Here is a 22,620-nt window from a genome sequence, read left to right as displayed (position 1 = left end):
GCTTTGATGATAGACCTCTATTTTGCGCCCACACCAAACGGTCATAAAATAACGCTTTTTCTGGAGGAGGCGGAGCTGGAATATCGCCTGATCCGTGTGGATATCAGCAAGGGCGATCAGTTTCGCCCCGACTTTCTCTCCATCTCCCCTAACAACAAAATCCCGGCCATTGTCGACCATCTGCCCGCCGATGGCGGCGCGCCGCTTAGCGTGTTCGAATCCGGAGCGATCCTGCTTTATCTGGCGGAAAAAACAGGGAAATTGCTCAGCGGCGAGCTCCGCGAGCGCCATCTTACGCTGCAATGGCTGTTCTGGCAGGTTGGCGGGCTGGGGCCGATGCTCGGACAGAACCACCACTTTAACCACTTTGCGCCGCAGCCGGTGCCCTACGCTATTGAGCGCTACCAGGTCGAAACCCAGCGTTTGTATCAGGTACTGAATAAACGTCTTGAACGTGTACCGTGGCTGGCAGGCGAGCATTACAGCATTGCCGATATTGCCGCCTGGCCGTGGATCAATGCCCACGCGCGCCAGCGCGTCGATCTGGAAGATTACCCGGCGGTATTTAACTGGTTTGAGCGTATTCGTACACGTCCGGCGACCGAGCGGGCGCTACAGAAGGCGCAACAAACGTAAGTATTGCGGGTAACCTCTTCACATTGCTGAAAAATTTGATGCAAAATGTGCCCGCCATCGCATGCGGGTTTTGCTGAGTCACATATGCTGAGGAAAGGCACACATATCCTGGAGGGAAGCATGAAGATACTGATTACCGGCGGAACTGGCCTGATTGGTCGTCATCTGATCCCCCGCCTGCTGGAGCTAAAACACAGTGTGACCGTGGTAACGCGCAACCCCGCCAAAGCACAACAGCTGCTTGATGCGCGTGTCAGCCTTTTAAAAGGGCTGAACGAGCTGAGCAACCTGAATGATGTCGATGCGGTGATCAATCTGGCCGGTGAACCCATTGCCGATAAGCGCTGGAGCGAGGAGCAAAAACAGCGTCTGTGCAACAGCCGCTGGCAGATAACCCAGCAAATTGCGGATCTGATCAACGCCAGCGACACACCGCCGCAAGTGCTGATCTCCGGTTCAGCTTCCGGTTACTACGGCGATCTCGGTGAAGTGGTGGTCACAGAGGAAGAGCCGCCGCATAACGAATTCACCCATAAGCTGTGCGCCCGCTGGGAGCAAATCGCCTGTGAAGCGCAAAGCGATCGCACCCGGGTTTGCCTGCTGCGCACAGGCGTAGTGCTCGCACCGAAAGGCGGCATTCTCGGTAAGCTGTTGCCGCTGTTTCGCCTTGGTATCGGCGGCCCGATTGGCGATGGCCGCCAATATCTGGCGTGGATCCATATTGATGATATGGTCAACGGCATACTCTGGCTGCTTGATAACGACCTGCGCGGGCCATTCAACATGGTGTCGCCCTACCCGGTTCGTAATGAGCAGTTCTCACATACGCTCGGCCATGTGCTGCACCGTCCGGCTATAATGCGCGCGCCGGCGTTTGCTGTGCGCCTGATGATGGGCGAATCCTCTGTGCTGGTGCTTGGCGGTCAACGCGCGCTGCCAAAACGCCTAGAAGCCGCCGGGTTTGCCTTTCGCTGGTACGATCTGGAAGAGGCGCTGGGAGATGTGGTTCCCTCCTAATTTTCGTGGCATCCGTACGTCGCTGGTGGTGGTAAGCTAAGGTGCTTTACCACCGCAAAGGCGATTTCATGACGTTGCACACGCCCCGCTTTACGCTCTCTTCATTTCAGGAATCCGACTGGCCGTTTTTCCTGCATCTGCGTTCAAACGACAGCGTGATGCGCTATATGGCCGAAATCGCCTCCCGGGCGCAAATCCGAACCCTGTTTGACGATCGCCTGCGGGACAGCAACGCCTTTATCATTCGCGATCAACACAGCGCGGTTGGCGATATCGGCCTGCGTATCAGCCAGCATAACCCGCATGAAGCCGACGTTGGTTATTCGGTTGCGCCTGCAGCCCAGGGACGTGGCATCGCCTCCGAAGCGCTGCAAGCACTCTGTGATTACGTTTTTTCACAGAGCAATGTGAATGCGCTGAATGCGTGGGTACTGGCGGACAATCAGGGTTCAGTGCGGGTGCTGGAAAAGAGCGGCTTTAACCGCGTACAGGTGCTGGAAAAAGTGTATCTGCTCCATGGCGAATATTACGACGACTGGGTTTACCGGCGGGAAAAATAAGGCTAATGCGCTGAGCTGACAGTCGCGTTAAAAGAGAGGGATGCAGAAGGGATGAAATCCGGCAAAACGCGGTTTTGGCTTTATCTGGTACTGTTCACGATATGGATTATCTGGATACTGTTTTCCAGCAGACTCAGCCATAAAGTCTACCTCCAGGCGGGCGCGCCTGACACGCTGGTGATGCTGGCGATTGCCGTGCTGGTGGCGTTATTAACGACATGGTGCGGCAGGAAAAAAGTCATCCGCAACAAAACCCGGCTGCTGACGTTTTTGGGCCTTGTTTTGTTCGCAGAGATGACGTTGTGGAATGTGCCGGAAGCCTGGGTGAGCTATAGCGCAAACGAGATGGTACACAGCGAAGTGGCTTTCTCGATTGGTCACCCTGGCCCGCCAATCAGTAAGAGTAAGCACTGCGAAGCCGGGTTACGTTTCTATGACGAGTGGCTTCAGCGTCCGATTGAGCTGTGCACGCGCGATGCCATCGTTGTGCCCGGCGCGCAGAAAGTACAGCTGGAAAAACGTGTCAGCGCCAGAGGCGCCGTATTTACTCATTATCGTTTTATCTCAGCGAGCGGCATCCCACAGGGATGGTGGCCCGTCTCGCCACCTTCCCGTTAAGGTGCTTTATTTCAGTGAACCTTTGAGGAACTGCTGCAAACGCGGACTTTTCGGATTGCCGAATAACTCATCCGGTGTGCCTTCTTCTTCAATCTTGCCCTGATGCAGGAAGATAACGTGGGTGGAAACATGGCGGGCAAACCCCATTTCATGGGTTACCACCACCATTGTTTTCCCCTCTTCCGCCAGCTGTTGCATGATGCGCAGCACTTCACCCACCAGCTCCGGATCCAGCGCCGATGTAGGCTCATCAAACAGCAACACTTCCGGCTCCATCGCCAGCGCACGGGCGATGGAAACGCGCTGCTGCTGACCACCGGATAAATGCACCGGGTATTTTTGCTGCTGCATCGTATCAATGCCGACCTTCGCCAGGTATTTCACCGCACGCTCGCGGGCTTCCTGCTTGCTCAAGCCAAGTACCTGAATAGGCGCTTCCATGACGTTTTCTAATACCGTCATATGGCTCCACAAATTGAAGTGCTGAAACACCATCGTCAGGCGGGTACGCAGCAGACGCAGCTGGTTTTTATCGGCAACTTTTAACTGGCCGTCTTTGTCGCGCACCAGGTTGATATTCTGCCCATTAACCACAATCGAGCCTTCGCTCGGTTTTTCGAGAAAGTTAATGCAGCGCAGAAACGTACTTTTACCGGAGCCGGAAGAGCCAATGATGCTAATCACATCACCTGCGTTCGCCTGTAACGACACCCCTTTCAGCACTTCATGCTCGCCGTAGCGCTTGTGTAGATCGATAACGTTTAATTTATTCTCAGACATCGTGTTCTCAGTGCGTCGAAGAAGGTTTCATATGCTGAAGCCAGCGCTTTTCCGCTTTGCGAAAGAGGCTAATCAGCACATAAGAGATAATCAGATACAGCACTGCGGCAAGACCAAACGCGGTAAACGGCTGATAAGTCGCAGAGTTAATATCGCGAGCAATTTTCAACAGATCCGGCACCGTGGCGGTAAACGCCAACGCCGTGGAGTGCAGCATCAAAATCACCTCATTGCTGTACGCTGGCAGCGCAATGCGCAACGCCGAGGGCAGAATAATACTGCGATACATTTTGAACGAGGAGAAACCATATGCGCGCGCCGCTTCAATTTCACCGTGCGGCACAGAGCGGATCGCCCCGGCGAAAATCTCGGTTGTATAGGCGCAGGTGTTGAGCGTGAGCGCCAGCACCGTACAGTTAAGGCCACTGCGGAAAAAGGCGTTCAGCAATTCGGTACCTTTCACCACTTCCAGCGTGTACATGCCGGAGTAGAACACCAGCAATTGCACATACAGCGGCGTGCCGCGAAACACATAGGTGAATAACCAAATCGGGAAGCGGATAAACTTATTGCTGGAAACGCGCCCGATAGCCAGAAACACCGCCATCACGCCGCCCATTACCACCGAAGAGATCAGCAACCACAGCGTGATCGCCACGCCGGTCAGGCGATAACCGTCGCTCCACAGCAGGGATTTCCAGTACTCCTGAATAATCTCGATCACAGGTCAGCCCTCTTCACACCTACCGAGTAGCGACGTTCGAGCAGAAGCAGTACGCCATTGGAAGCCGTTGTAAAAATGAGATAAATAATGCCGCAGACGATCGCGAAATAGAAAGGCTCCCAGGTGCTTTTCCCGGCGAGTTGCGTGGCTTTGACCACATCTTCCAGCCCCAGCAGCGAGACCAGCGCGGTGGCTTTGAGGATCACCTGCCAGTTATTGCCAATGCCCGGCAGCGCGTAACGCATCATCGCCGGGAACAGAATGCGGCGAAAAGTCTGGCGACCGGTAAAACCGAAGGCGGTCGCGGCTTCAATGTGTCCCTTCGGCACCGCCATATAAGCACCGCGGAAGGTTTCCGTGAAATAGGCGCCGTAGATAAAGCCGAGCGTGATAATACCCGCCACCATCGGATCAATATCCAGCTGCTCCATGCCCAACGCATCGGTAACGCCATTGAGCGCAATTTGCAGGCCGTAAAAAATAAGCAGCATCAGCACCAGATCCGGCACACCGCGGATAAGCGTGGTGTAGCCTTCAAAGATCAGCGCGAGAAGCCGGTTTTTCGAGAGCTTCGCGCCCGCGCCCGCCAGGCCAATCAGCACCGCCAGCACCACAGAGCTGAGAGCCAGCTCCAGCGTGACCAGCGCGCCTTGTAAAATGACTTGAGAAAACCCGTACAGCATGCAGCCAGTCCTGTCGTATGTGGTATTGCCGTGTCTCTTCCCCTCCCACAGCGGGAGGGGCCGCACGTTAATCACGCGTGGTATTAACCACCGTAAACATCAAAATCAAAGTATTTCTTCGCCAGCTTTTCGTAAGTCCCGTCAGCACGCATCTCTGCAAAGGCTTTATTCAGCGCGTCGCGCAGTTCGGTGTCGCCTTTACGCACGCCCATACCGGTACCGACGCCAAACAGTTTTTCGTCTTTGATGGAAGGACCACCAAATTTATAGGCTTTGCCTTGCGGGGTTTTCAGGAAACCTTCGCTGGCAGCCACTTCATCCTGAAACGCCGCGTCGATACGGCCCGCAGTCAGGTCGGAGTAAATATTGTCCTGCCCCTGATAGGAGACAATTTCTACGCCTTTCGGCGCCCAATGCACGTTGCCGTAGGTTTCCTGCGTGGTGCCTTGCAGCACGCCAATGCGTTTGCCTTTCAGTTTGTCCAGCTCCGGCTGAACATCAGAATCTTTCGCAACAACCAGGCGGGAATCCGCCGCGTAGAGCTTGTCGGTAAAATCAATTTCCTGCTGACGTTTTTCCGTAATCGAGAGCGACGACATAATGGCGTCGATTTTTTTCGCTTTCAGCGACGGGATCAGCGCGTCGAGTGGGTTTTCGATAAACACACATTGCGTATTAATGCGTTTACAGAGCTCTTTTGCCAGATCGATATCAAAACCCACTAATTCCCCCTGCGCATTCTTCGATTCGAATGGCGCATAGGTTGGATCGGTACCGATACGTAATTTTTGTGGAATGGCGGCAAACACGTTGGAAACGCTGGAGAAAGCGAGCACCAGAGAAAGAGATAACACCAGTTTTTTCATCATTATCCTCAACAGACTGTCTTCCCTAAGGGAATTCTCATCACAATACGGTGCCGCTATCGTGCCACTTTATGCCCCATTAAGGCAAAAAATTATGGCTGTACAATGGCTTTAATTTGCATTCTGGATGCTTAACTATGCACTCACGCACCATCACGAAGCATTAAATGCACTGTTATGGAGCATTCACCGTATCTCTGCACCATGCCGATTTTCCGGCATGGCACAGTTTTTCCCTTTTGACCCGGCATAGCGGGTCAGCCAGTCTTAATCGCCGTAGACGTTAAAGTCGAAGTATTTCTTGGCGAGTTTGTCGTAGGTGCCGTCTTTGCGCAGTTCGGCAAACGCTTTGTCGAAGGCGGCTTTCAGCTCGGTATCATCTTTGCGCAAGCCGATACCGGTGCCATCACCGAAGTATTTTTTGTCTTTGACTGACGGGCCAGCAAACGCAAAATCTTTCCCGGCGGGCTGTTTCAGGAAGCCTTCGCTGGCGGCGACTTCATCCTGGAACGCGGCGTCCAGACGACCTGCTGCGAGGTCAGAATAAATCAGATCCTGGTTCTGATAAGCCACCACATCGATGCCTTTGCTGCGCCAGTTGTCGTTGGCGTAACCTTCCTGCGTCGAGCCTTGCAGGACGCCAACATGCTTGCCTTTCAGCGACTCCAGCGTCGGTTGAATCGGCGAGCCTTTGGCGGCAATCAGGCGGGAATCTGCGGCGTAGAGCTTGTCAGAGAAGGCGATCTCCTGCTGACGTTTTTCGGTAATCGACAGAGAAGAGATGATGGCATCGATTTTCTTCGCTTTCAGGGATGGGATCAGCGCGTCAAAATCGCTGCCTACCCAGGTGCATTTCACATGAATGCGCTTGCACATTTCATTGCCAAGATCGATATCAAAACCCACGAAGTTCCCTTTCGCATCTTTCGATGAGAACGGCGCGTAGGTCGCATCCGTACCGATGCGTACCGTCTGGGGAAGCGCTGCATAAACGCTGGCCGTCGCCGACAGGCCCAGCAGTAAAGACAGAGCGAGAACCGTCTTCTTCATACATTACCCTCAAGTGTTCTGTTTTTATTTTGTATTACGTTGTGTTGTGTGTTGCTGACAGTTACCTTGCACGTCTTATGCCACTTTCCCGGGTGTTAAAAAACACCGCGTTAAATATGTTAATAAAACGTTGCAAACTTACTTAATGATGAAAGATAGCAGCTCTGCTGAACGAACCGCAGTGCTAACACAGCGAAAAGAGGATTAAATGTTGAGGATATGATCGCGCTTGCAGAATTGCCCCAAAAAAGCGCATGCCGGTAAGCGGCGCACTATTTTGCGACATCGCTCCCTTGCCAGCGGGTAAAAAGGTCGTGCGGTAATTCAATATCGAACTGATCCAGCACGCGGTTGACGGTCTGATCAACCACCTCCTGCAAACTTTGCGGGCGATGATAAAACGCCGGAACCGGCGGCATAATTACCGCGCCTAGTTCCGCCGCTTGCGTCATCAAACGCAGGTGCCCAAGATGCAACGGCGTTTCACGCACGCACAACACCAACGGTCTGCGCTCTTTGAGCACCACGTCCGCCGCACGCGTCAGCAGACTGTCGGTATAACTGTGCACAATGCCGGAAAGGGTTTTAATCGAGCACGGCAAAATCACCATGCCTGCGGTTTTAAACGAACCGGAAGAGATGCTGGCAGCGATATCGCGCGCGTCGTGCACCACGTTCGCCAGCGACTGCACATCGCGCAGTGAGTAGTCGGTTTCCAGAGAGAGGGTCTGGCGGGCGGCCTGACTCATGACCAGATGGGTTTCTACTTCCGCCACGTCACGCAGCACCTGCAGCAGGCGCACGCCGTAGATAGCACCGCTGGCGCCAGAGATCCCCACAATGAGTCGTTTCATGATTGTTGCCCCTTTTTACACGCACGAACTTTGCCTGATTATAGAGGGCGTTGCAACAGATTGCGCCCCTCAGAGCGAGGGGCACAGGAGGATCAACCTTCGTTATGCATCTCTAAACTTTCCACTTCGTTCTGAAGCTGCACCGCTTTGGCGTCATCATTACGCAGGGAGTCGAGATAATCGAGGTATTGCTGATCGACATCTTTGGTGACGTAGACACCATTAAATACCGAGCATTCAAACTGCTGAATATCCGGGTTCTCGGCGCGCACCGCATCAATCAAATCGTTAAGATCCTGGAAAATCAGCCCGTCAGCACCAATTATCTGGCGGATTTCGTCCACTTCACGACCGTGCGCAATCAGCTCATTTGCCGTTGGCATATCAATACCATAGACGTTCGGGAAACGAATTTCCGGGGCGGCAGAAGCGAGATACACCTTCTTCGCACCCGCTTCACGCGCCATCTCGATAATCTGCTCAGAAGTGGTGCCACGTACGATAGAGTCATCCACCAGTAACACGTTCTTATCGCGGAACTCGGCGCGGTTGGCGTTCAGTTTGCGGCGCACAGACTTACGGCGCAACTGTTGGCCCGGCATGATAAAGGTGCGGCCAACATAACGGTTTTTCACAAAACCCTGGCGGTATGGTTTGCCGAGAATACGGGCAATTTCCAGTGCGATATCGCAGGAGGTTTCCGGAATCGGAATCACCACGTCGATATCCAGATCTTCCCACTCGCGAGCAATCTTTTCGCCAAGTTTGGTGCCCATGTTGACACGCGCGCTGTAGACGGAAATTTTGTCGATGAACGAGTCCGGGCGCGCAAAGTAAACGTACTCGAACAGGCACGGGTTGCTGACCGGGTTGTCCGCGCACTGACGGCTGAACAACTGGCCTTTTTCAGTGATATACACCGCTTCGCCCGGCGCGATATCACGCAGGAATTCGAAGCCCAGCGTATCAAGCGCCACGCTTTCAGAGGCGACCATATATTCGGTGCGGCCATCGCCAATCTCACGCTTACCAAGTACCAGCGGGCGAATGCCATTCGGGTCGCGGAACGCAACCATGCCGTGACCGATGATCATCGCCACACAAGCGTACGCACCGCGGATCTGGCGGTTGGTGGCGGCAATGGCGGCAAAAATGTTGTCTGCTTCCAGGGGATAGTGGCGGAAGTTATCCAGCTCGCTGGCAAAGATATTGAGCAGGATTTCAGAATCAGAAGTGGTGTTTATGTGGCGACGCTTCTCTTCGAACAGCTTTTTACGTAGTTCGTGCGCGTTGGTCAGATTGCCGTTATGCGCAAGCGTAATGCCGTACGGGGAGTTAACGTAAAAAGGCTGCGCTTCTGAAGCGCTGGAGCTGCCCGCCGTGGGATAACGTACGTGACCAATACCCATATTGCCCTGCATACGCTGCATATGGCGGGCTTCAAATACATCACTCACCATGCCGTTCGCTTTACGCAGACGGAAACAGTTATTGGCATCAATAGTGATGATGCCCGCAGCATCCTGCCCACGGTGCTGAAGCACCGTCAACGCGTCATAAATCGACTGGTTTACCGGCATAAAACCGGCGATACCGACAATACCGCACATACGTCTTTTCCTCGTTAAGAGTTTGGTTTAGTAGGCGTAATTGTCGAAGACAGTTTGAACACGGACAGCGCGCAACAACCGGAGCGTATACGTAGTACGCGAGGATTGTGAGCACTGCCCAGGTTCAAAATGGCGAGTAAAATAGCCTAATACACCAAACTCTAAGCCACATCTCAGGGTTTATACCCTGGGCAAGAAACTCGACGAGCTTTGCAGATAGTCAAAGAACCACCTGATAATGAAGCTGAATTGCGGGATAAGCTGCGACTTCTGCCAGTCTTCACTCTTCGACAGGCCTGTAAAGGTATCCAGAAAGAACAGAATGGCGGCGACGATCAGCACGCCGCGTAGCGCGCCAAAACAGATCCCCAACACCCTGTCTGTACCCGACAGGCCGGTTTTCTCCACCAGCGCACCGATCACATAGTTAACGATAGCGCCAACAATCAGCGTCGCGATAAACAGGACCGCGATGGCGATGCCATTGCGTACCAGTTCGTCTTCAAAGCCCGTGAACCAGACAGACAGGTAAGTGTAGTAATGACTGGCAACAAAGAAAGCACAGCCCCATGTCACCAGTGATAACGCTTCACGAACAAAGCCGCGGATCAGGCTTACCAGACAAGAAAAACCAATCACCGCAATGATGGCGTAATCAATCCAGACCATATGTGTCCCACGATTTTACGCCCTGTCGTCCAGTTCGGGGCGCATTCTAACAGAAAAAGAAAACGTTTGCGTAGGGATTTCCTTCCCGCGCGGAAATAAAAATGGCGCTGAAAAAATATTCAACGCCATCGGAACTTTGGCCTCTTCGGGCGTGGTAATTATTGGCTTCTCTTACCCACTTACCTCAAAACGTGAGGCACGTTTCAGCCATTAATTCGCGCTATAGTTCATGACGACACCGCTTAAACCCGAGATCTGTTTAAGCTCGCCGAGCGAATCTTTTAGCTTGTCCCGTGATGCATCCGGTCCCACCAGAATGCGGGTGATTTTACCCTGAACTGGCGTCGTCGGCGACGTGTAAACGCGATACCCCGCGCCACGCAATTTGCCCACCACTTCATTCACTTTATCGGCGTTTTTCAGCGCGCCCAGTTGCACCACATACGCTTTACCGGTCGGCGCGGATTTATCTTCCTGCGCTTTCGCCGGCGCGTCGCTGGCCGCCGTCTGCTGCTCACGCGCGGCTGGCGGTTGTGCCTGCTGCTGCGGTTGCGGTTTTGGCTGCGGCTTCTCGACAGGTTTTGGTTTGGGCTGTTCTACTGGCGTACTGGTCACTTCCGGGTCCGGGTTGTCGTTTGCCGCCAGGCGCGACGAATCCAGCGATGGCGCAGCCGCGTTACCGGCGCGCACCTCTTCAGCAGCCCCTTCCGGCGGCTGCGCCGGTAACGCTTGCGTTGCCGCAGGCATCATATCCGGCTCATCGCGATCGCCGGGTTTCGGCACCAGCGGAATTGCTGCGAATTCATCCTGGTAATGCTTTTTCTGCCCGTCGAGTAGCCCAGGGAGAATAATCACCCCGAGAGCGACCAGCACAATGGTACCCATCAAACGGTTCTGAAACTTACTTGCCACCGGTTCTCCCCGCTTTTTCCATCGCTTCCATGACATGCGCCACCGTGTGGAACGAGCCACACACCAGCACGGTATCGCAGGCGTTAGCGTCCGCCATTGCCGCCTGCCAGGCCTGCGCGACATCCGGCCATGCACGACCGGTTTGCAGATGTTCCAGCAGTTGTTCCGCTGTCGCACCGCGCGGCCCTTCCAGAGGGGCACAATACCAGCTATCGACCACTGGCTCCAGACAGGCAAGCGTTCCGGCGATGTCTTTATCATGCAGCATACCGATCACTGCCAGCACACGCCCGGTTTTCGGCTGCGCGGAAAGACGATCGGCAAGATAACCTGCCGCGTGAGGATTATGCGCGACATCGAGAATAAGACGCGGCGATTCGCTCACAATCTGGAAGCGTCCGGGTAAAATCGCCCCGGCGATGCCGTCGCGGATAGCCTGCTCGTTCACCGCCAGCTTGCTGGCGCGCAGCGCGGCTAAAGCCGTTGCGGCATTTGGCTGCGGCACCTGCGGTAGCGGCAATCCGTTCAGCTCGCCCTGCGCATCGCGAAAACGCCAGCTATCAGCGCCCACGTCATACTGCCAGTCCACGCCGCGACGCAGCAATTTAGCACCTTTTTCCTGCGCCACCTCGGCAATGGTGTGCGGCATGTCCGGTTCGCCCACCACCGCCGGTTTCCCGGCGCGGAAGATCCCCGCTTTTTCGCGGCCAATACTTTCACGATCTGGTCCCAGCCAGTCGGTATGATCAAGCGCAATGCTGGTGACAACGGCGACATCGGCATCGACCAGATTGGTCGCGTCCAGGCGACCACCAAGGCCGACTTCAAGGATCACCACGTCAAGCTGCGCCTGTTTAAACAGCCACAGCGCCGACAGGGTGCCATATTCAAAATAACTCAGCGAAATATCGCCACGCACCGCTTCAATTTCGGCAAACGAGTGAGTATGAGCGCTCTCGGCCAGCTCATCACCCTGCACGCGCACGCGCTCGGTGTAACGCACCAGATGCGGTGAACTGTAAACGCCGACGCGATAACCCGCCGCCAGTAAGATGGATTCCAGGGTACGGCAGGTCGTGCCTTTGCCATTGGTTCCGGCAACGGTAAAGACAAACGGCGCGGGACGGAGCACATCAAGACGCGCCGCCACCTGGCTTACGCGTTCAAGGCCCAAATCGATGGTTTTACTGTGCAGGTTTTCCAGATAAGAAAGCCACGCGGCCAGGGGCGACGTGGCTTGCGGAATGCGTTTTGTGTCCATGATGCCCGTTAATAATGTACGGTTTGAAAAGCAAAAGGGCAGAGCCTGTTGGCTCTGCCCTTCGGTATTATCAGGCTTCGCCTTCCTGATCGGTCGGTGACGGCATCACCGTGCCCGTCAACGTTTCTTCCGGTTCCGGCGACGGCAGATTCATCAGCTTCGCCAGGATACGCGCCAGTTTAAGGCGCAGTTCCGGGCGGCGGATAATCATATCGATTGCGCCTTTTTCAATCAGGAACTCACTGCGCTGGAAGCCCGGCGGTAGTTTTTCACGCACGGTTTGCTCGATAACGCGCGGACCGGCAAAACCAATCAACGCCTTCGGCTCAGCGATGTTCAGATCGCCCAGCATCGCGAAGCTTGCGGAGACGCCGCCCATGGTCGGGTCGGTCAACACGGAGATATACGGCAGACCGCGCTCCTGCATTTTCGCCAGCGCGGCAGAGGTTTTCGCCATCTGCATCAGCGACATCAGCGCTTCCTGCATACGCGCACCGCCGGAAGCGGAGAAGCAGATAAGCGGGCAGTTGTCTTCCAGCGCCTGCTCGACCGCACGTACAAAACGCGCGCCGACAACCGAACCCATGGAGCCGCCCATAAAGGCGAACTCAAACGCTGCGGCCACAACTGGCATGCCGTGCAGCGTGCCTTTCATTACCACCAGCGCGTCTTTCTCGCCGGTTTCCTTCTGCGCTGTCGCCAGACGGTCTTTGTATTTTTTGGAGTCGCGGAACTTCAGCACATCTTTCGGCTCAAGTTCGCTACCCAGTTCTACCAGTGAACCTTCATCCAGCAGGCTATGCAGGCGATTACGCGCTGACATCCGCATGTGGTGGTCACATTTCGGGCAGACCTCAAGGTTACGCTCCAGCTCGGCGCGATACAGCACCTGGCCGCAGCTGTCGCATTTTGTCCACACGCCTTCAGGAATGCTCGCCTTACGGGTGGGGGTAATGTTGCTCTTAATTCTTTCAATCCAGCTCATTGATAACCTTTATACATGAACCTGGTAGCCCATAAATGGTGCACATTAAAACATAACGGTTCGCAACTTGGGATAAAAAAGTGGTCGAACCGCCACTGACTTCTTATTTTGCCTGTCGCGACGCGGCGCGACGATGACGAATAACTTCAAACACTCCGGGAAGTATAGACACCACGATAATTCCCACAATCAGCAGCTTAAGATTCTCCTGAATCGCCGGGATGGTGCCAAAGAAATAGCCTGCGTAGGTGAACAGTAATACCCACAGCAGCGCGCCAGCCACGTTGAACAGCGCGAAGTGACGATAGGACATATGCCCCATGCCAGCGACAAAAGGTGCAAAAGTACGCACGATCGGCACAAAACGCGCCAGGATAATCGTTTTTCCCCCGTGCTTCTCATAAAACTGATGCGTTTTATCGAGATAGCTGCGACGGAAAATCTTTGAATCCGGATTGCTGAATAAACGCTCACCAAATAAACGTCCAATGGTGTAATTCACCGCATCGCCCGCAATCGCGGCGACCAACATCAGCACCACCATCATATGGACATTCAGATCGTTGGTGCCAAGCGAGGCCAGCGCACCAGCGACAAACAGCAGCGAATCACCCGGCAAAAACGGGGTCACCACCAGGCCGGTTTCGCAAAACAGGATCAGGAACAGGATGGCGTAAACCCAGATGCCGTATTGCGCTACCAGCTCCGCCAGGTGCACATCAATATGCAGGATGAAATCAATAAGGAAGTGTATTAAGTCCATGTCTGGTTATGCCTTTTTAAATTGCGACTAGTCCGCCAGGAACAGCGGGCCCATTGGCGCAGCGGGAAGCTCAAAGCGCGCGGGATAATCCACCGACACCAGATAGAGCCCTTCCGCTTTCGCCGTTGCTGCCGCCAGCGTTCTGTCCTTTACCGCCAGCAACTCTGCTATCCAGCTCTCCGGCTGGTTGTGGGCGCCTACTTCCATCAGGCTGCCGACAATATTCCTGACCATATGATGCACAAAGGCATTGGCTTTGATATCGACCACAATATAAGCGCCGTAACGGCTGACGTTGATATGCATCAGGTTGCGCCACGGCGTGCGCGACTGACACTGCACCGCGCGAAACGAGGTAAAGTCGTTTTCACCAAGCAGACACTGCGCCGCACGGTGCATGCGCTCCGCGTCCAGCGGCTGGTGATAGTGCGTCACACCGTGACCGAGCACCGCCGGGCGCAAACGATGATTGTAGATGACATAGCGGTAACGGCGAGCCGTGGCGCTAAAACGCGCATGAAAATCATCCGGGACATCTTTGACCCAACGTACCGCGATGTCACCAGGCAAATTCGCATTTACACCCAGCGTCCAGGCTGCGTCTTTGCGCAGCGCCGTGGTTTCAAAATGCACCACCTGGCCGGTCGCGTGTACGCCTGCGTCGGTACGCCCGGCGCAGAACACGTTAATGGGCTCGTTGGCCACCTGCGAGAGCGCTTTCTCCAGCTTCTCCTGCACGCTGCGTACTTCCTGCTGACGTTGCCAGCCGTAATACTTGCTGCCGTCATACTCAATGCCAAGCGCGATTTTGTAGACCGGCGCTTTTAGCTCGTCCTGCATCAGTACAGATACTCCTGAACCAATTTTTCAGCGACTTTCACCGCCATCAGCGCACCGCCAAAACGTACGTTATCGGCAACCGACCAGAACTGCACCTGCTCCGGCATACCGTAATCGTTACGCACGCAACCTACGGAAAGGTGCGCCTGGCCGGAGGCATCGCCAACCTGTGTCGGGAACTCCCCCGCTTCAGAGAGCGCGATATCTTCAAAGCGGCTGAACGCATCGCGTGCCTCTTCCGCCGCCAGTGGACGAATCGCTTCAAAGCTCACCATCTGCGCGTGGCCGTAAAATACCGGCGACTGTACGCAATTCGCCGAGATCATCAGTCCTTCGTCCTGCAAAATTTTGCGCATCTGATCGACGAGAACCCGCTCTTCACGCACGCTGCCTTCGCTGTCCGACAGCAGCGGCAGCATGTTGAACGCCAACTGGCGGCCAAAATAGTCGTCTTCATCAATCGGGATACCGTTCAACAGTTTGGCGCTCTGCCCGGCCAGCGCATCCACCGCCTGCTTGCCGTTGCGGGAAACGGACAGCAGACAGGTTACGCTCACGCGAGATAAACCGCCTTCATCAATCAGCGGTTTCAGTGCCGCCAGCAACTGGCTGGTGAGACTATCCGGCACGGCAATAATGTTGCGATTACGATAATCCGCCAGTACGAACGGGTTAACATCCGGCATCACCAGCGGCACATCCGGCTCCAGGGCAAACAGACCGCTGTTGTCGATCACCAGGCAACCAGCGTTGGTCGCCTCTTCAATATAGGTCGCCGAAGCCTGCGCTCCCGCGACGAAAAAGGCCAGTTGCGCCTGCGTCCAGTCAAACCCGGCGGCATCTTCCACACGCACGGTTTTACCGGCAAAACGCAGATTTTCACCGGCACTTTCGCTTCTGGCCAGCGCATACACTTCGCCAACCGGGAACTGGCGCTCCGCTAACGTTTCGAGCAAGGCTTCTCCGACAGCGCCCGTGGCGCCGAGAACGGCAATATTCCAGCCTTCAGACATGGTGATTTACTCCAGGAAAAAAGCGTCCCCGCCGTCATATTCAGCAGGGAGCATTAAGATGACATTAACGTGCCGGGTTATGCGTGGCGTTGAAGCCAAGCTGTTGCAGCAGCGCGGCGGCGCTGGCGTCATCGCACTGCACATACAGCGATGACCATTCACGGCGCTCAAGGTAATTTTTGCGCAGCTTATCAAACTCACCCGGCGTGCCCGCTACTTTTCGCAGCAGCGCATCGTCGCGGCGCACATCATACACCAAATGCACCAGCCTTTTTAGCGTTGACTGATCAAGCGGGCCATGCAGCGTGATGCGACCAAACTCTGGTGCGGGCAGCAGCGTGTCGAGCGCCACTTGCTGGCGCTTGCCGAGAAAATCGCTAAAGGCTTCAAACACTTGCGTAGTGCCGCGCGCTTTCCCTTCAAGGGTGTACCCGGCGATATGCGCCGTCCCGATATCGACAAGGTTAAGCAAGTCGACATTAAGATCTGGCTCCGGTTCCCACACGTCCAGCACCACACTCAACGCCTGCCCGGCCTGCAAATGTTGCAGCAGCGCAGCGTTATCGACTACCGGCCCACGACAGGCATTTATCAGAATAGTGCCAGGCTTCAGGCGCGAAAGCAGCGCATCATCCGCCAGGTGCAGCGTTTTATACGGCCCGTCTTTAAACAGCGGCGTATGGAATGTCAGCACATCGGCTTCTTGCACCAGTTCATCCAGGCTGCGGAAATCCCCGTCGTCGCCACGATCGGCGCGCGGCGGGTCGCACAACAATGTACGAACACCAAACGCTTCCAGCCGCGCCTGTAAGCGACCGCCCACATTACCGACACCCACGATACCGACGGTGCGATCCTGCAACGCAAAGCCGTCGCGCTCCGCCAGCATCAGCAGCGAGGAGAAAACATATTCGACGACCGCAATCGCGTTGCAGCCTGGCGCGGCGGAAAAGGCAATGCCCGCCTGTTGCAAAAACGCCTCATCAACATGGTCGGTGCCTGCCGTCGCCGTGCCGACAAATTTGATCCCCGTGCCCTGTAATAAACCGTCATTCACCTTCGTGACAGAGCGCACCATTAAGGCGTCCGCATCAGCCAGTTCCGCCACGGGAATCGGGCGACCGGGAACCGCTTTTACCTCGCCAAGGCGACTAAAAAGATCGCGGGCGTAAGGCATATTTTCATCAACAAGGATTTTCACGCTTCAGTACCTGTTTGAGAACGGGAGTTGAGCGCGCAAGTGTGCCATAATCTCGCGGCCGGGCATACCCGCAATGCCGCCACCGCCACGCGAGAGTAAGAGGAAACCATGATTCAACCCATTCAGGGTGCCCCCGCGCGCCCTCCCGGGCAAGAGCCAGCTCCAGCCGCTAATAATATCGGCGAACAACCGTTATCCACGATGCAGCGCACCGTGCTCGAGCGTCTGGTTATTCGCCTGATTGCGCTGACCCAACAGCAGAGCGCGGAAGTGTGGGCGGGCGTTAAGCATGATTTAGGGCTGAAGAACGACACGCCGCTGCTTTCCCGCCATTTTCCGGCGGCGGAACAGAACCTCAACCAGCGCGTAGAGACGGCAACGCAGAACCACACAACTCGCCAGTTGGTGTCACAGTTGACGGAGCTGTTAAGCCAGGGGAATAATCGCCAGGCGGTGAGTGATTTTATTCGCCAGCAGTTCGGGCAGACGGCGCTAAGCCAGCTGACACCGCAGCAGTTGAAAACGGTGCTGACGATGCTGCAAAACAACCAAATCACCATTCCGCAACCGCAACAGCGTCCGTCCACCGAGCGCCCATTGTTGCCTGCGGAGCATAACTCGCTCAACCAAGCGGTTATCAAACTGACCGCAGCTACCGGCGAGTCGGGCAAACTTATCTGGCAATCGATGATGGAGCTGTCCGGCGTGAAAAGCGGCGAACTGATCCCGGCAAAACACTTTACGCCGCTGATGACCTGGCTGCAGGCGCGTCAGACATTGAGCACGCATCCCGCACCGACGCTGCATGTCATCCAGACGGTGCTGAAACAACCGCTGGATAACAACGAGATGCGCAGCATTACCGAGTACGCGCAGCAGACATGGCAAGCGACGCCGCAGACGGTGCTAACCACCGCGCAGGTGCAGGATATTCTTAATCATGTGTTCTTGCGCCGCACCGAGCGGGCGTCGGGGATGATTGAGGTACGCGATATCCAGCCGATTTACAGCCCGTTCGTCGCACCGATTGTCGAGACGGTTAAGGCAATTTCTACCCGTCCGGGTTTCTTCTTTATCGCCCTGCTGATCGTCGCGTTCCTGTTCTGGCTACTCAGTTAAAAAAATCCCCTCCGCTGGAGGGGATTCGCTTTTACAGATTGTCACCGTTATGTTTGATCACGTCCTGATACCACCAGAACGATTTCTTGCGGCTGCGCGCCAGCGTGCCGTTGCCGTCATTGTCTTTATCCACGTAGATTAAGCCGTAACGTTTTTTCATTTCGCCGGTGCCCGCCGAGACCAGATCGATACAGCCCCACGGCGTGTAGCCCATTAAATCAACGCCATCCTCTACTACCGCTTTTTTCATTTCACCGATGTGGTTACGCATATAGTCAATGCGGTACTGGTCATTGACCACGCCGTCGCTCTCGGGCTTATCAATCGCGCCAAAGCCGTTTTCCACCACAAACAGCGGCAACTGGTACATGTCGTAGAAGTAGTTCAGGGAGTAACGCAGACCAACCGGGTCGATTTGCCAGCCCCAGTCTGACGCTTTGACATACGGGTTCGGCACCAGGCTCTTGGTTTCGTCGTAATCCAGTTGCGGATTATCTTCTTTCGCTTTGGTGACGAAAGACATGTAGTAACTGAAGCCGATATAGTCGACGCGGCCACGCGTGAGGATCTGCAAATCCTCGTCGGTAATGTCAAGTTTGAAACCACGGCGAGAGAAGTAGTTGAGCAGATGCTGCGGGTAATAACCACGCACATGCACATCGGTAAACCAGTAGCGGCGATGCATTGCCACCACCGACATCATCATGTCGTCGGGCGCGCAGGTTAACGGATAGATCGGGCACATGGCGATCATGCAGCCAATTTTAAAATCCGGGTTAATTTTATGTCCGGCCTCAACCGCCAGCGCGCTCGCCACCAGTTCATAGTGCGCCGCCTGGTACATAATCACTTCGCGATCTTCGCCGGGTTGGTACTTCACGCCGGAGTTGGTAAACGGCGCGAAATCTTCGTGGTAGTTGGCCTGATTATTAATTTCGTTAAACGTCATCCAGTATTTCACCTTGCTGCGATAGCGGGTGAAAACGGCATTAGCGAAGCGGACAAAGAAGTCGATGAGTTTACGGTTGCGCCAGCCGCCATATTCAGTGACGAGGTGATAAGGCATTTCGAAATGGGAAAGGGTAATCACCGGCTCGATGTTGTACTTCAGGCATTCGTCAAACAGATCGTCATAGAATTGCAGCCCGGCTTCGTTTGGCTCCAGCTCGTCGCCTTTCGGGAAAATACGCGTCCAGGCAATGGAGGTGCGAAAACATTTAAAACCCAGCTCGGCAAACAACTTAATGTCGTCTTTGTAGCGATGGTAAAAATCGATGGCATCATGGTTGGGATAATTTTTACCGGGCAGCACGCCGTCGGTAATCTCACGCGGTACGCCGTGCGCGCCTGCGGTCATTACATCGGCAACACTCACGCCTTTACCGCCTTCCTGCCAGCCGCCTTCCAGCTGATGCGCGGCAACAGCGCCCCCCCATAAAAAATCCGCTTTAAACCCAGGCATATCTCTCTCCTTTCGCTCAATGGTGAACAAAGGATAAACAAGCCCGCGAGGACATGACATCATCGCGGGCTTGTTTTGTGAAACCGGTTGCAAAGAGTTTTATTGCTGCGGTTTTCTGCGCTATTTACGTGAGCGGAAAGCGATTAACGTCACGATAATCCCGGTCACCGCAGAGATAGCTCCGGCGAGAAACACCGACGGGTAGCCGAGCGAGGTTGCCAGCAGGCCGGTCAACGGGCCGGTAAAAGCATACGAGATATCCTGAAACGCGGCATAACCGCCAAGCGCAGTACCGCGCACCTGCGGCGGCACGCGTTTTACCACTTCCACGCCGAGCGCCGGGAAAATCAATGAACAACCGCAGCCAGTTAGCGCCGCGCCAAGCAGCGCCGTCCACGCATCGTGTGCCTGCCACAGCAGCAACAGACCGATGGTTTCAACTATCAGCGAGGCTACCGCTACCCGCACGCCGCCAAAACGATCTGGCATCCAGCCAAACAGAATACGCATCAACACAAATGCACCGCCAAAGGCGGTCAGGGTAAAGCCTGCCATTGCCCAGCCGTTGCTGGCGAAATAGAGCGACACAAAGGTACCGATAACCGCAAAGCCGACGCCCTGCAATGCCAGCCCAAGCCCCGGCTGCCAGATAAGCCCAACCACGCTCCACAGCGACGGGCGCTCACCCGCATGTGCCGGGACTTTGCGCACGCTGCCGTTAAACGCCCAGGCGATAAATGGTAACGCGATAGTGGTCGCTGCAAGCGGCGCAAAACCAAACTGGCTGTGGATCAATAACCCCAGCGGCGCACCGGCCGCCAGCGCACCATAAATCGCCATTCCGTTCCACGACATCACTTTGCCGGAACGCGCCGGACCAACCAGCCCCATACCCCAGGTTAGCGTTCCGGTCAGTAACTGGCTTTCACCAAACCCAAGAATTAAACGCCCCACCACCAGCAGCGCGAATTTCGCCAGTGGCTCAACCGGCAGTAACGCGGCCAAAAGCCATGCCACACCGGCTAACGCACAGGCAAACATCCCCTGCAACGCTGAACGTTTGGCACCGAACTGATCCGCCAGCCGCCCGGCGTAGCCGCGCGTTAAGACAGTAGCAAGAAACTGAATTCCGACCGCGATACCGACCATCGTGTTGCCGTAGCCGAGCTCGTGGTGAACAAACAGCGGGATCACCGGTAGCGGTAGCCCAACGGTCATATAAGTAAGAAACACCGCGAAAGCGATGCGAAACAGCGAGACATTCGCTGAAGAAGAACGAACAGATTGTGATTCTGCAGACATGCATTACTCCATAACGCAGAGTAAGGCGGGATTTGGAAGTACCACGCCCCCTCTACCTGAGTTTCAGGATTAAGGCGCGTTGGTTAACGTTAAACGCTTACGCATTATCGCAGGGATAATGTTGCGGGTGGAGTTTGCCTGCCAACGTAGCGGGTTGTCAACGCGTAAAAATCCCCTGAATAAAAGCGGAATTGTTTGCGCCGCCAGGGCGCCTACTAAACCCTTTCAAAAAAACTCGACCAGCTCGGTAAGAGGGAAATTCGCAGGCAATCAAGATAGCGCCAAAAACGGTTGCTGCATTCACAGGAGAGGGTTTAAAGCGGGCAATAAAAAAGGGAGCCTCAGGCTCCCCTTCTCGCGGTAAGACAAACTTATTTCAGTTTGCGCATCACCAGAGTGGCGTTGGTGCCGCCAAAACCGAAGCTGTTAGACATCACGGTATTCAGCGTCGCATCCATCGGTTTAGTGACGATGTTCAGACCTTCAGCCTGCTCATCGAGTTCTTCCACGTTAATGCTCGGGGCGATAAAGCCGTGCTCCAGCATCAGCAGAGAGTAGATCGCTTCCTGCACGCCCGCAGCACCCAGAGAGTGACCGGTCATCGCTTTGGTCGCGGAAATCGCCGGGCTGTTGTTGCCGAACACTTCGCGGATAGCGCCCAGTTCTTTCACATCGCCAACTGGCGTGGAAGTCCCGTGGGAGTTCAGATAGTCAATCGGCGTATCAACGCCGTGCATCGCCATCTTCATGCAGCGCACTGCGCCTTCGCCTGACGGGGCTACCATGTCTGCGCCATCGGAGGTCGCGCCATAGCCAACGATCTCCGCATAAATGTGCGCGCCGCGCGCCAGTGCGTGCTCCAGCTCTTCAACCACCACCATACCGCCGCCACCTGCGATAACGAAACCGTCACGGTTTTTATCGTAAGTACGGGACGCTTTTTCCGGCGTTTCATTGTATTTGGTCGAGAGCGCGCCCATTGCATCGAACTCGCAAGCCATTTCCCAGCACAGCTCTTCGCCGCCGCCGGCAAAAACGATGTCTTGTTTGCCCAGTTGGATCTGCTCAACTGCGTTACCGATACAGTGCGCGGAAGTGGCACACGCGGAGCTGATGGAGTAGTTCACGCCGTGAATTTTAAACGGTGTTGCAAGGCACGCGGAAACCGCAGACGCCATCGCTTTGGTGACCACATATGGGCCAACCGCTTTCAGACCACGCGGGCTGCGCATTGCATCAGCGCCGAAAACCTGAGATTTAGACGAACCGCCAGAACCTGCAATCAGGCCCACGCGCGGGTTATTCTGATAAACCTCGTCTTTCAGGCCAGCATCTTCAATCGCCTGCTGCATGGAGAGATAGGAATAGATAGAGGCATCGTTCATGAAACGAACCACTTTACGGTCAATCAAACCAGTGGTGTCCAGTTTAACGTTACCCCATACGTGGCTGCGCATGCCGGAATCTTTGAATTCCTGAGAGAATGTGATCCCTGAGCGTCCTTCACGCAGGGATGCCAGGACTTCCTGCTGGTTGTTACCAATGCTGGAAACGATGCCCAGGCCAGTAATCACTGCACGTTTCATTCAATACCCCTAAAGTCGCACTAATTAAGTTTCGTGTCGCAAGATAGCGTACACTTGTACGCCGAACAAGTCCGATCAGACAATTTCTGAGGAAATTTGCGCCTTTCTT

At 55.0% G+C, this 22,620-nt stretch carries 23 protein-coding genes; 5 read left to right on the top strand and 18 right to left on the bottom strand.

All coding sequences use genetic code 11. From position 1 onward, the window contains the following. Positions 1-6: 6 nt before the first annotated feature. The 4 genes from yfcG (at position 7) to C813_RS30250 (ending at position 2,831) form a co-directional block, all read left to right on the top strand. The gene (gene yfcG / locus C813_RS30265; protein WP_017458612.1) at positions 7-636 is read left to right on the top strand and encodes a GSH-dependent disulfide bond oxidoreductase; all 630 of its coding nucleotides are present in this window, start codon (positions 7-9) and stop codon (positions 634-636) included. 120 nt (positions 637-756) lie between these two features. Further along, a complete protein-coding gene (locus C813_RS30260) occupies positions 757-1,653 on the top strand; it encodes a TIGR01777 family oxidoreductase (RefSeq protein ID WP_017458613.1) in 897 nt (298 codons plus the stop codon). Between the two features lie 68 nt (positions 1,654-1,721). Then, complete coding sequence (locus C813_RS30255; RefSeq protein ID WP_017458614.1) at positions 1,722-2,213, top strand: GNAT family N-acetyltransferase; 492 nt, start codon at positions 1,722-1,724, stop codon at positions 2,211-2,213. 51 nt (positions 2,214-2,264) lie between these two features. Next, entirely contained in the window at positions 2,265-2,831 is a 567-nt protein-coding gene (locus tag C813_RS30250; protein ID WP_017458615.1) for a hypothetical protein, read from the top strand. Between the two features lie 6 nt (positions 2,832-2,837). On the opposite strand, the gene hisP is transcribed toward C813_RS30250, so the two are convergent. The 15 genes from hisP to pdxB form a co-directional block, all read right to left on the bottom strand. After that, positions 2,838-3,611, bottom strand: a complete 774-nt coding sequence (gene hisP, locus C813_RS30245) for a histidine ABC transporter ATP-binding protein HisP (RefSeq protein WP_017458616.1) — start codon at positions 3,609-3,611, stop codon at positions 2,838-2,840. Between the two features lie 7 nt (positions 3,612-3,618). Beyond that, a complete protein-coding gene (locus tag C813_RS30240) occupies positions 3,619-4,335 on the bottom strand; it encodes an ABC transporter permease (RefSeq protein WP_017458617.1) in 717 nt (238 codons plus the stop codon). Beyond that, positions 4,332-5,018, bottom strand: coding sequence for a histidine ABC transporter permease HisQ (locus C813_RS30235; protein WP_017458618.1), 687 nt, complete (start codon positions 5,016-5,018; stop codon positions 4,332-4,334). Before C813_RS30235 ends, C813_RS30240 begins: the two co-directional genes overlap by 4 nt. A gap of 83 nt (positions 5,019-5,101) precedes the next feature. After that, on the bottom strand, positions 5,102-5,884 hold the full coding sequence (gene hisJ, locus C813_RS30230) for a histidine ABC transporter substrate-binding protein HisJ (RefSeq protein ID WP_017458619.1): 783 nt from the start codon (positions 5,882-5,884) through the stop codon (positions 5,102-5,104). Between the two features lie 267 nt (positions 5,885-6,151). Then, positions 6,152-6,934 (bottom strand): lysine/arginine/ornithine ABC transporter substrate-binding protein ArgT, encoded by a 783-nt coding sequence (argT, locus tag C813_RS30225; protein ID WP_017458620.1) that lies wholly within the window; start codon positions 6,932-6,934, stop codon positions 6,152-6,154. A 272-nt stretch (positions 6,935-7,206) separates the two neighbouring features. Next, positions 7,207-7,788, bottom strand: coding sequence for a UbiX family flavin prenyltransferase (locus C813_RS30220; RefSeq protein WP_017458621.1), 582 nt, complete (start codon positions 7,786-7,788; stop codon positions 7,207-7,209). 92 nt (positions 7,789-7,880) lie between these two features. Beyond that, positions 7,881-9,398 (bottom strand): amidophosphoribosyltransferase, encoded by a 1,518-nt coding sequence (gene purF / locus C813_RS30215; RefSeq protein WP_017458622.1) that lies wholly within the window; start codon positions 9,396-9,398, stop codon positions 7,881-7,883. A 180-nt stretch (positions 9,399-9,578) separates the two neighbouring features. Then, positions 9,579-10,067, bottom strand: a complete 489-nt coding sequence (cvpA, locus tag C813_RS30210) for a colicin V production protein (RefSeq protein ID WP_017458623.1) — start codon at positions 10,065-10,067, stop codon at positions 9,579-9,581. A 210-nt stretch (positions 10,068-10,277) separates the two neighbouring features. Next, positions 10,278-10,979, bottom strand: coding sequence for a cell division protein DedD (gene dedD / locus C813_RS30205; RefSeq protein ID WP_017458624.1), 702 nt, complete (start codon positions 10,977-10,979; stop codon positions 10,278-10,280). Continuing rightward, entirely contained in the window at positions 10,969-12,240 is a 1,272-nt protein-coding gene (gene folC / locus C813_RS30200) for a bifunctional tetrahydrofolate synthase/dihydrofolate synthase (protein ID WP_017458625.1), read from the bottom strand. The genes dedD and folC overlap by 11 nt, the downstream gene beginning before the upstream one ends. 70 nt (positions 12,241-12,310) lie before the next feature. Next, a complete protein-coding gene (accD, locus tag C813_RS30195; protein WP_017458626.1) occupies positions 12,311-13,225 on the bottom strand; it encodes an acetyl-CoA carboxylase, carboxyltransferase subunit beta in 915 nt (304 codons plus the stop codon). 103 nt (positions 13,226-13,328) lie between these two features. After that, positions 13,329-13,988 carry a DedA family protein gene (locus tag C813_RS30190; RefSeq protein WP_017458627.1) on the bottom strand — a complete coding sequence of 220 codons (660 nt, stop codon included), beginning with the start codon at positions 13,986-13,988 and terminating at the stop codon, positions 13,329-13,331. 27 nt (positions 13,989-14,015) lie between these two features. Then, on the bottom strand, positions 14,016-14,828 hold the full coding sequence (truA, locus tag C813_RS30185; RefSeq protein ID WP_017458628.1) for a tRNA pseudouridine(38-40) synthase TruA: 813 nt from the start codon (positions 14,826-14,828) through the stop codon (positions 14,016-14,018). Next, positions 14,828-15,841 (bottom strand): aspartate-semialdehyde dehydrogenase, encoded by a 1,014-nt coding sequence (locus C813_RS30180; protein ID WP_017458629.1) that lies wholly within the window; start codon positions 15,839-15,841, stop codon positions 14,828-14,830. Before C813_RS30180 ends, truA begins: the two co-directional genes overlap by 1 nt. Before the next feature lie 64 nt (positions 15,842-15,905). Then, positions 15,906-17,042 (bottom strand): 4-phosphoerythronate dehydrogenase PdxB, encoded by a 1,137-nt coding sequence (gene pdxB, locus C813_RS30175; RefSeq protein ID WP_017458630.1) that lies wholly within the window; start codon positions 17,040-17,042, stop codon positions 15,906-15,908. Positions 17,043-17,153: 111 nt separating this feature from the next. Here pdxB and flk point away from each other — a divergent pair, with 111 nt between their 5' ends. Beyond that, positions 17,154-18,161, top strand: a complete 1,008-nt coding sequence (gene flk, locus C813_RS30170) for a flagella biosynthesis regulator Flk (RefSeq protein WP_025263899.1) — start codon at positions 17,154-17,156, stop codon at positions 18,159-18,161. Positions 18,162-18,192: 31 nt separating this feature from the next. Here flk and C813_RS30165 read toward each other — a convergent pair whose 3' ends face one another. From C813_RS30165 to fabB, 3 genes are all read right to left on the bottom strand, one after another. After that, positions 18,193-19,623: a 6-phospho-beta-glucosidase gene (locus C813_RS30165; protein WP_017458632.1), complete on the bottom strand. Its 1,431-nt coding sequence runs from the start codon at positions 19,621-19,623 to the stop codon at positions 18,193-18,195. 120 nt (positions 19,624-19,743) lie between these two features. Beyond that, positions 19,744-20,925, bottom strand: coding sequence for an MFS transporter (locus C813_RS30160; RefSeq protein ID WP_017458633.1), 1,182 nt, complete (start codon positions 20,923-20,925; stop codon positions 19,744-19,746). Positions 20,926-21,296: 371 nt separating this feature from the next. Then, positions 21,297-22,511, bottom strand: a complete 1,215-nt coding sequence (fabB, locus tag C813_RS30155) for a beta-ketoacyl-ACP synthase I (protein ID WP_017458634.1) — start codon at positions 22,509-22,511, stop codon at positions 21,297-21,299. Positions 22,512-22,620 lie beyond the last annotated feature (109 nt).

Origin of the sequence: Kosakonia sacchari SP1, assembly GCF_000300455.3 — a bacterium.
GTDB lineage: Bacteria > Pseudomonadota > Gammaproteobacteria > Enterobacterales > Enterobacteriaceae > Kosakonia > Kosakonia sacchari.
The sequence above is the reverse complement of the archived record's forward strand: the minus strand, read 5'-3'. Positions and strand labels throughout refer to the sequence as shown.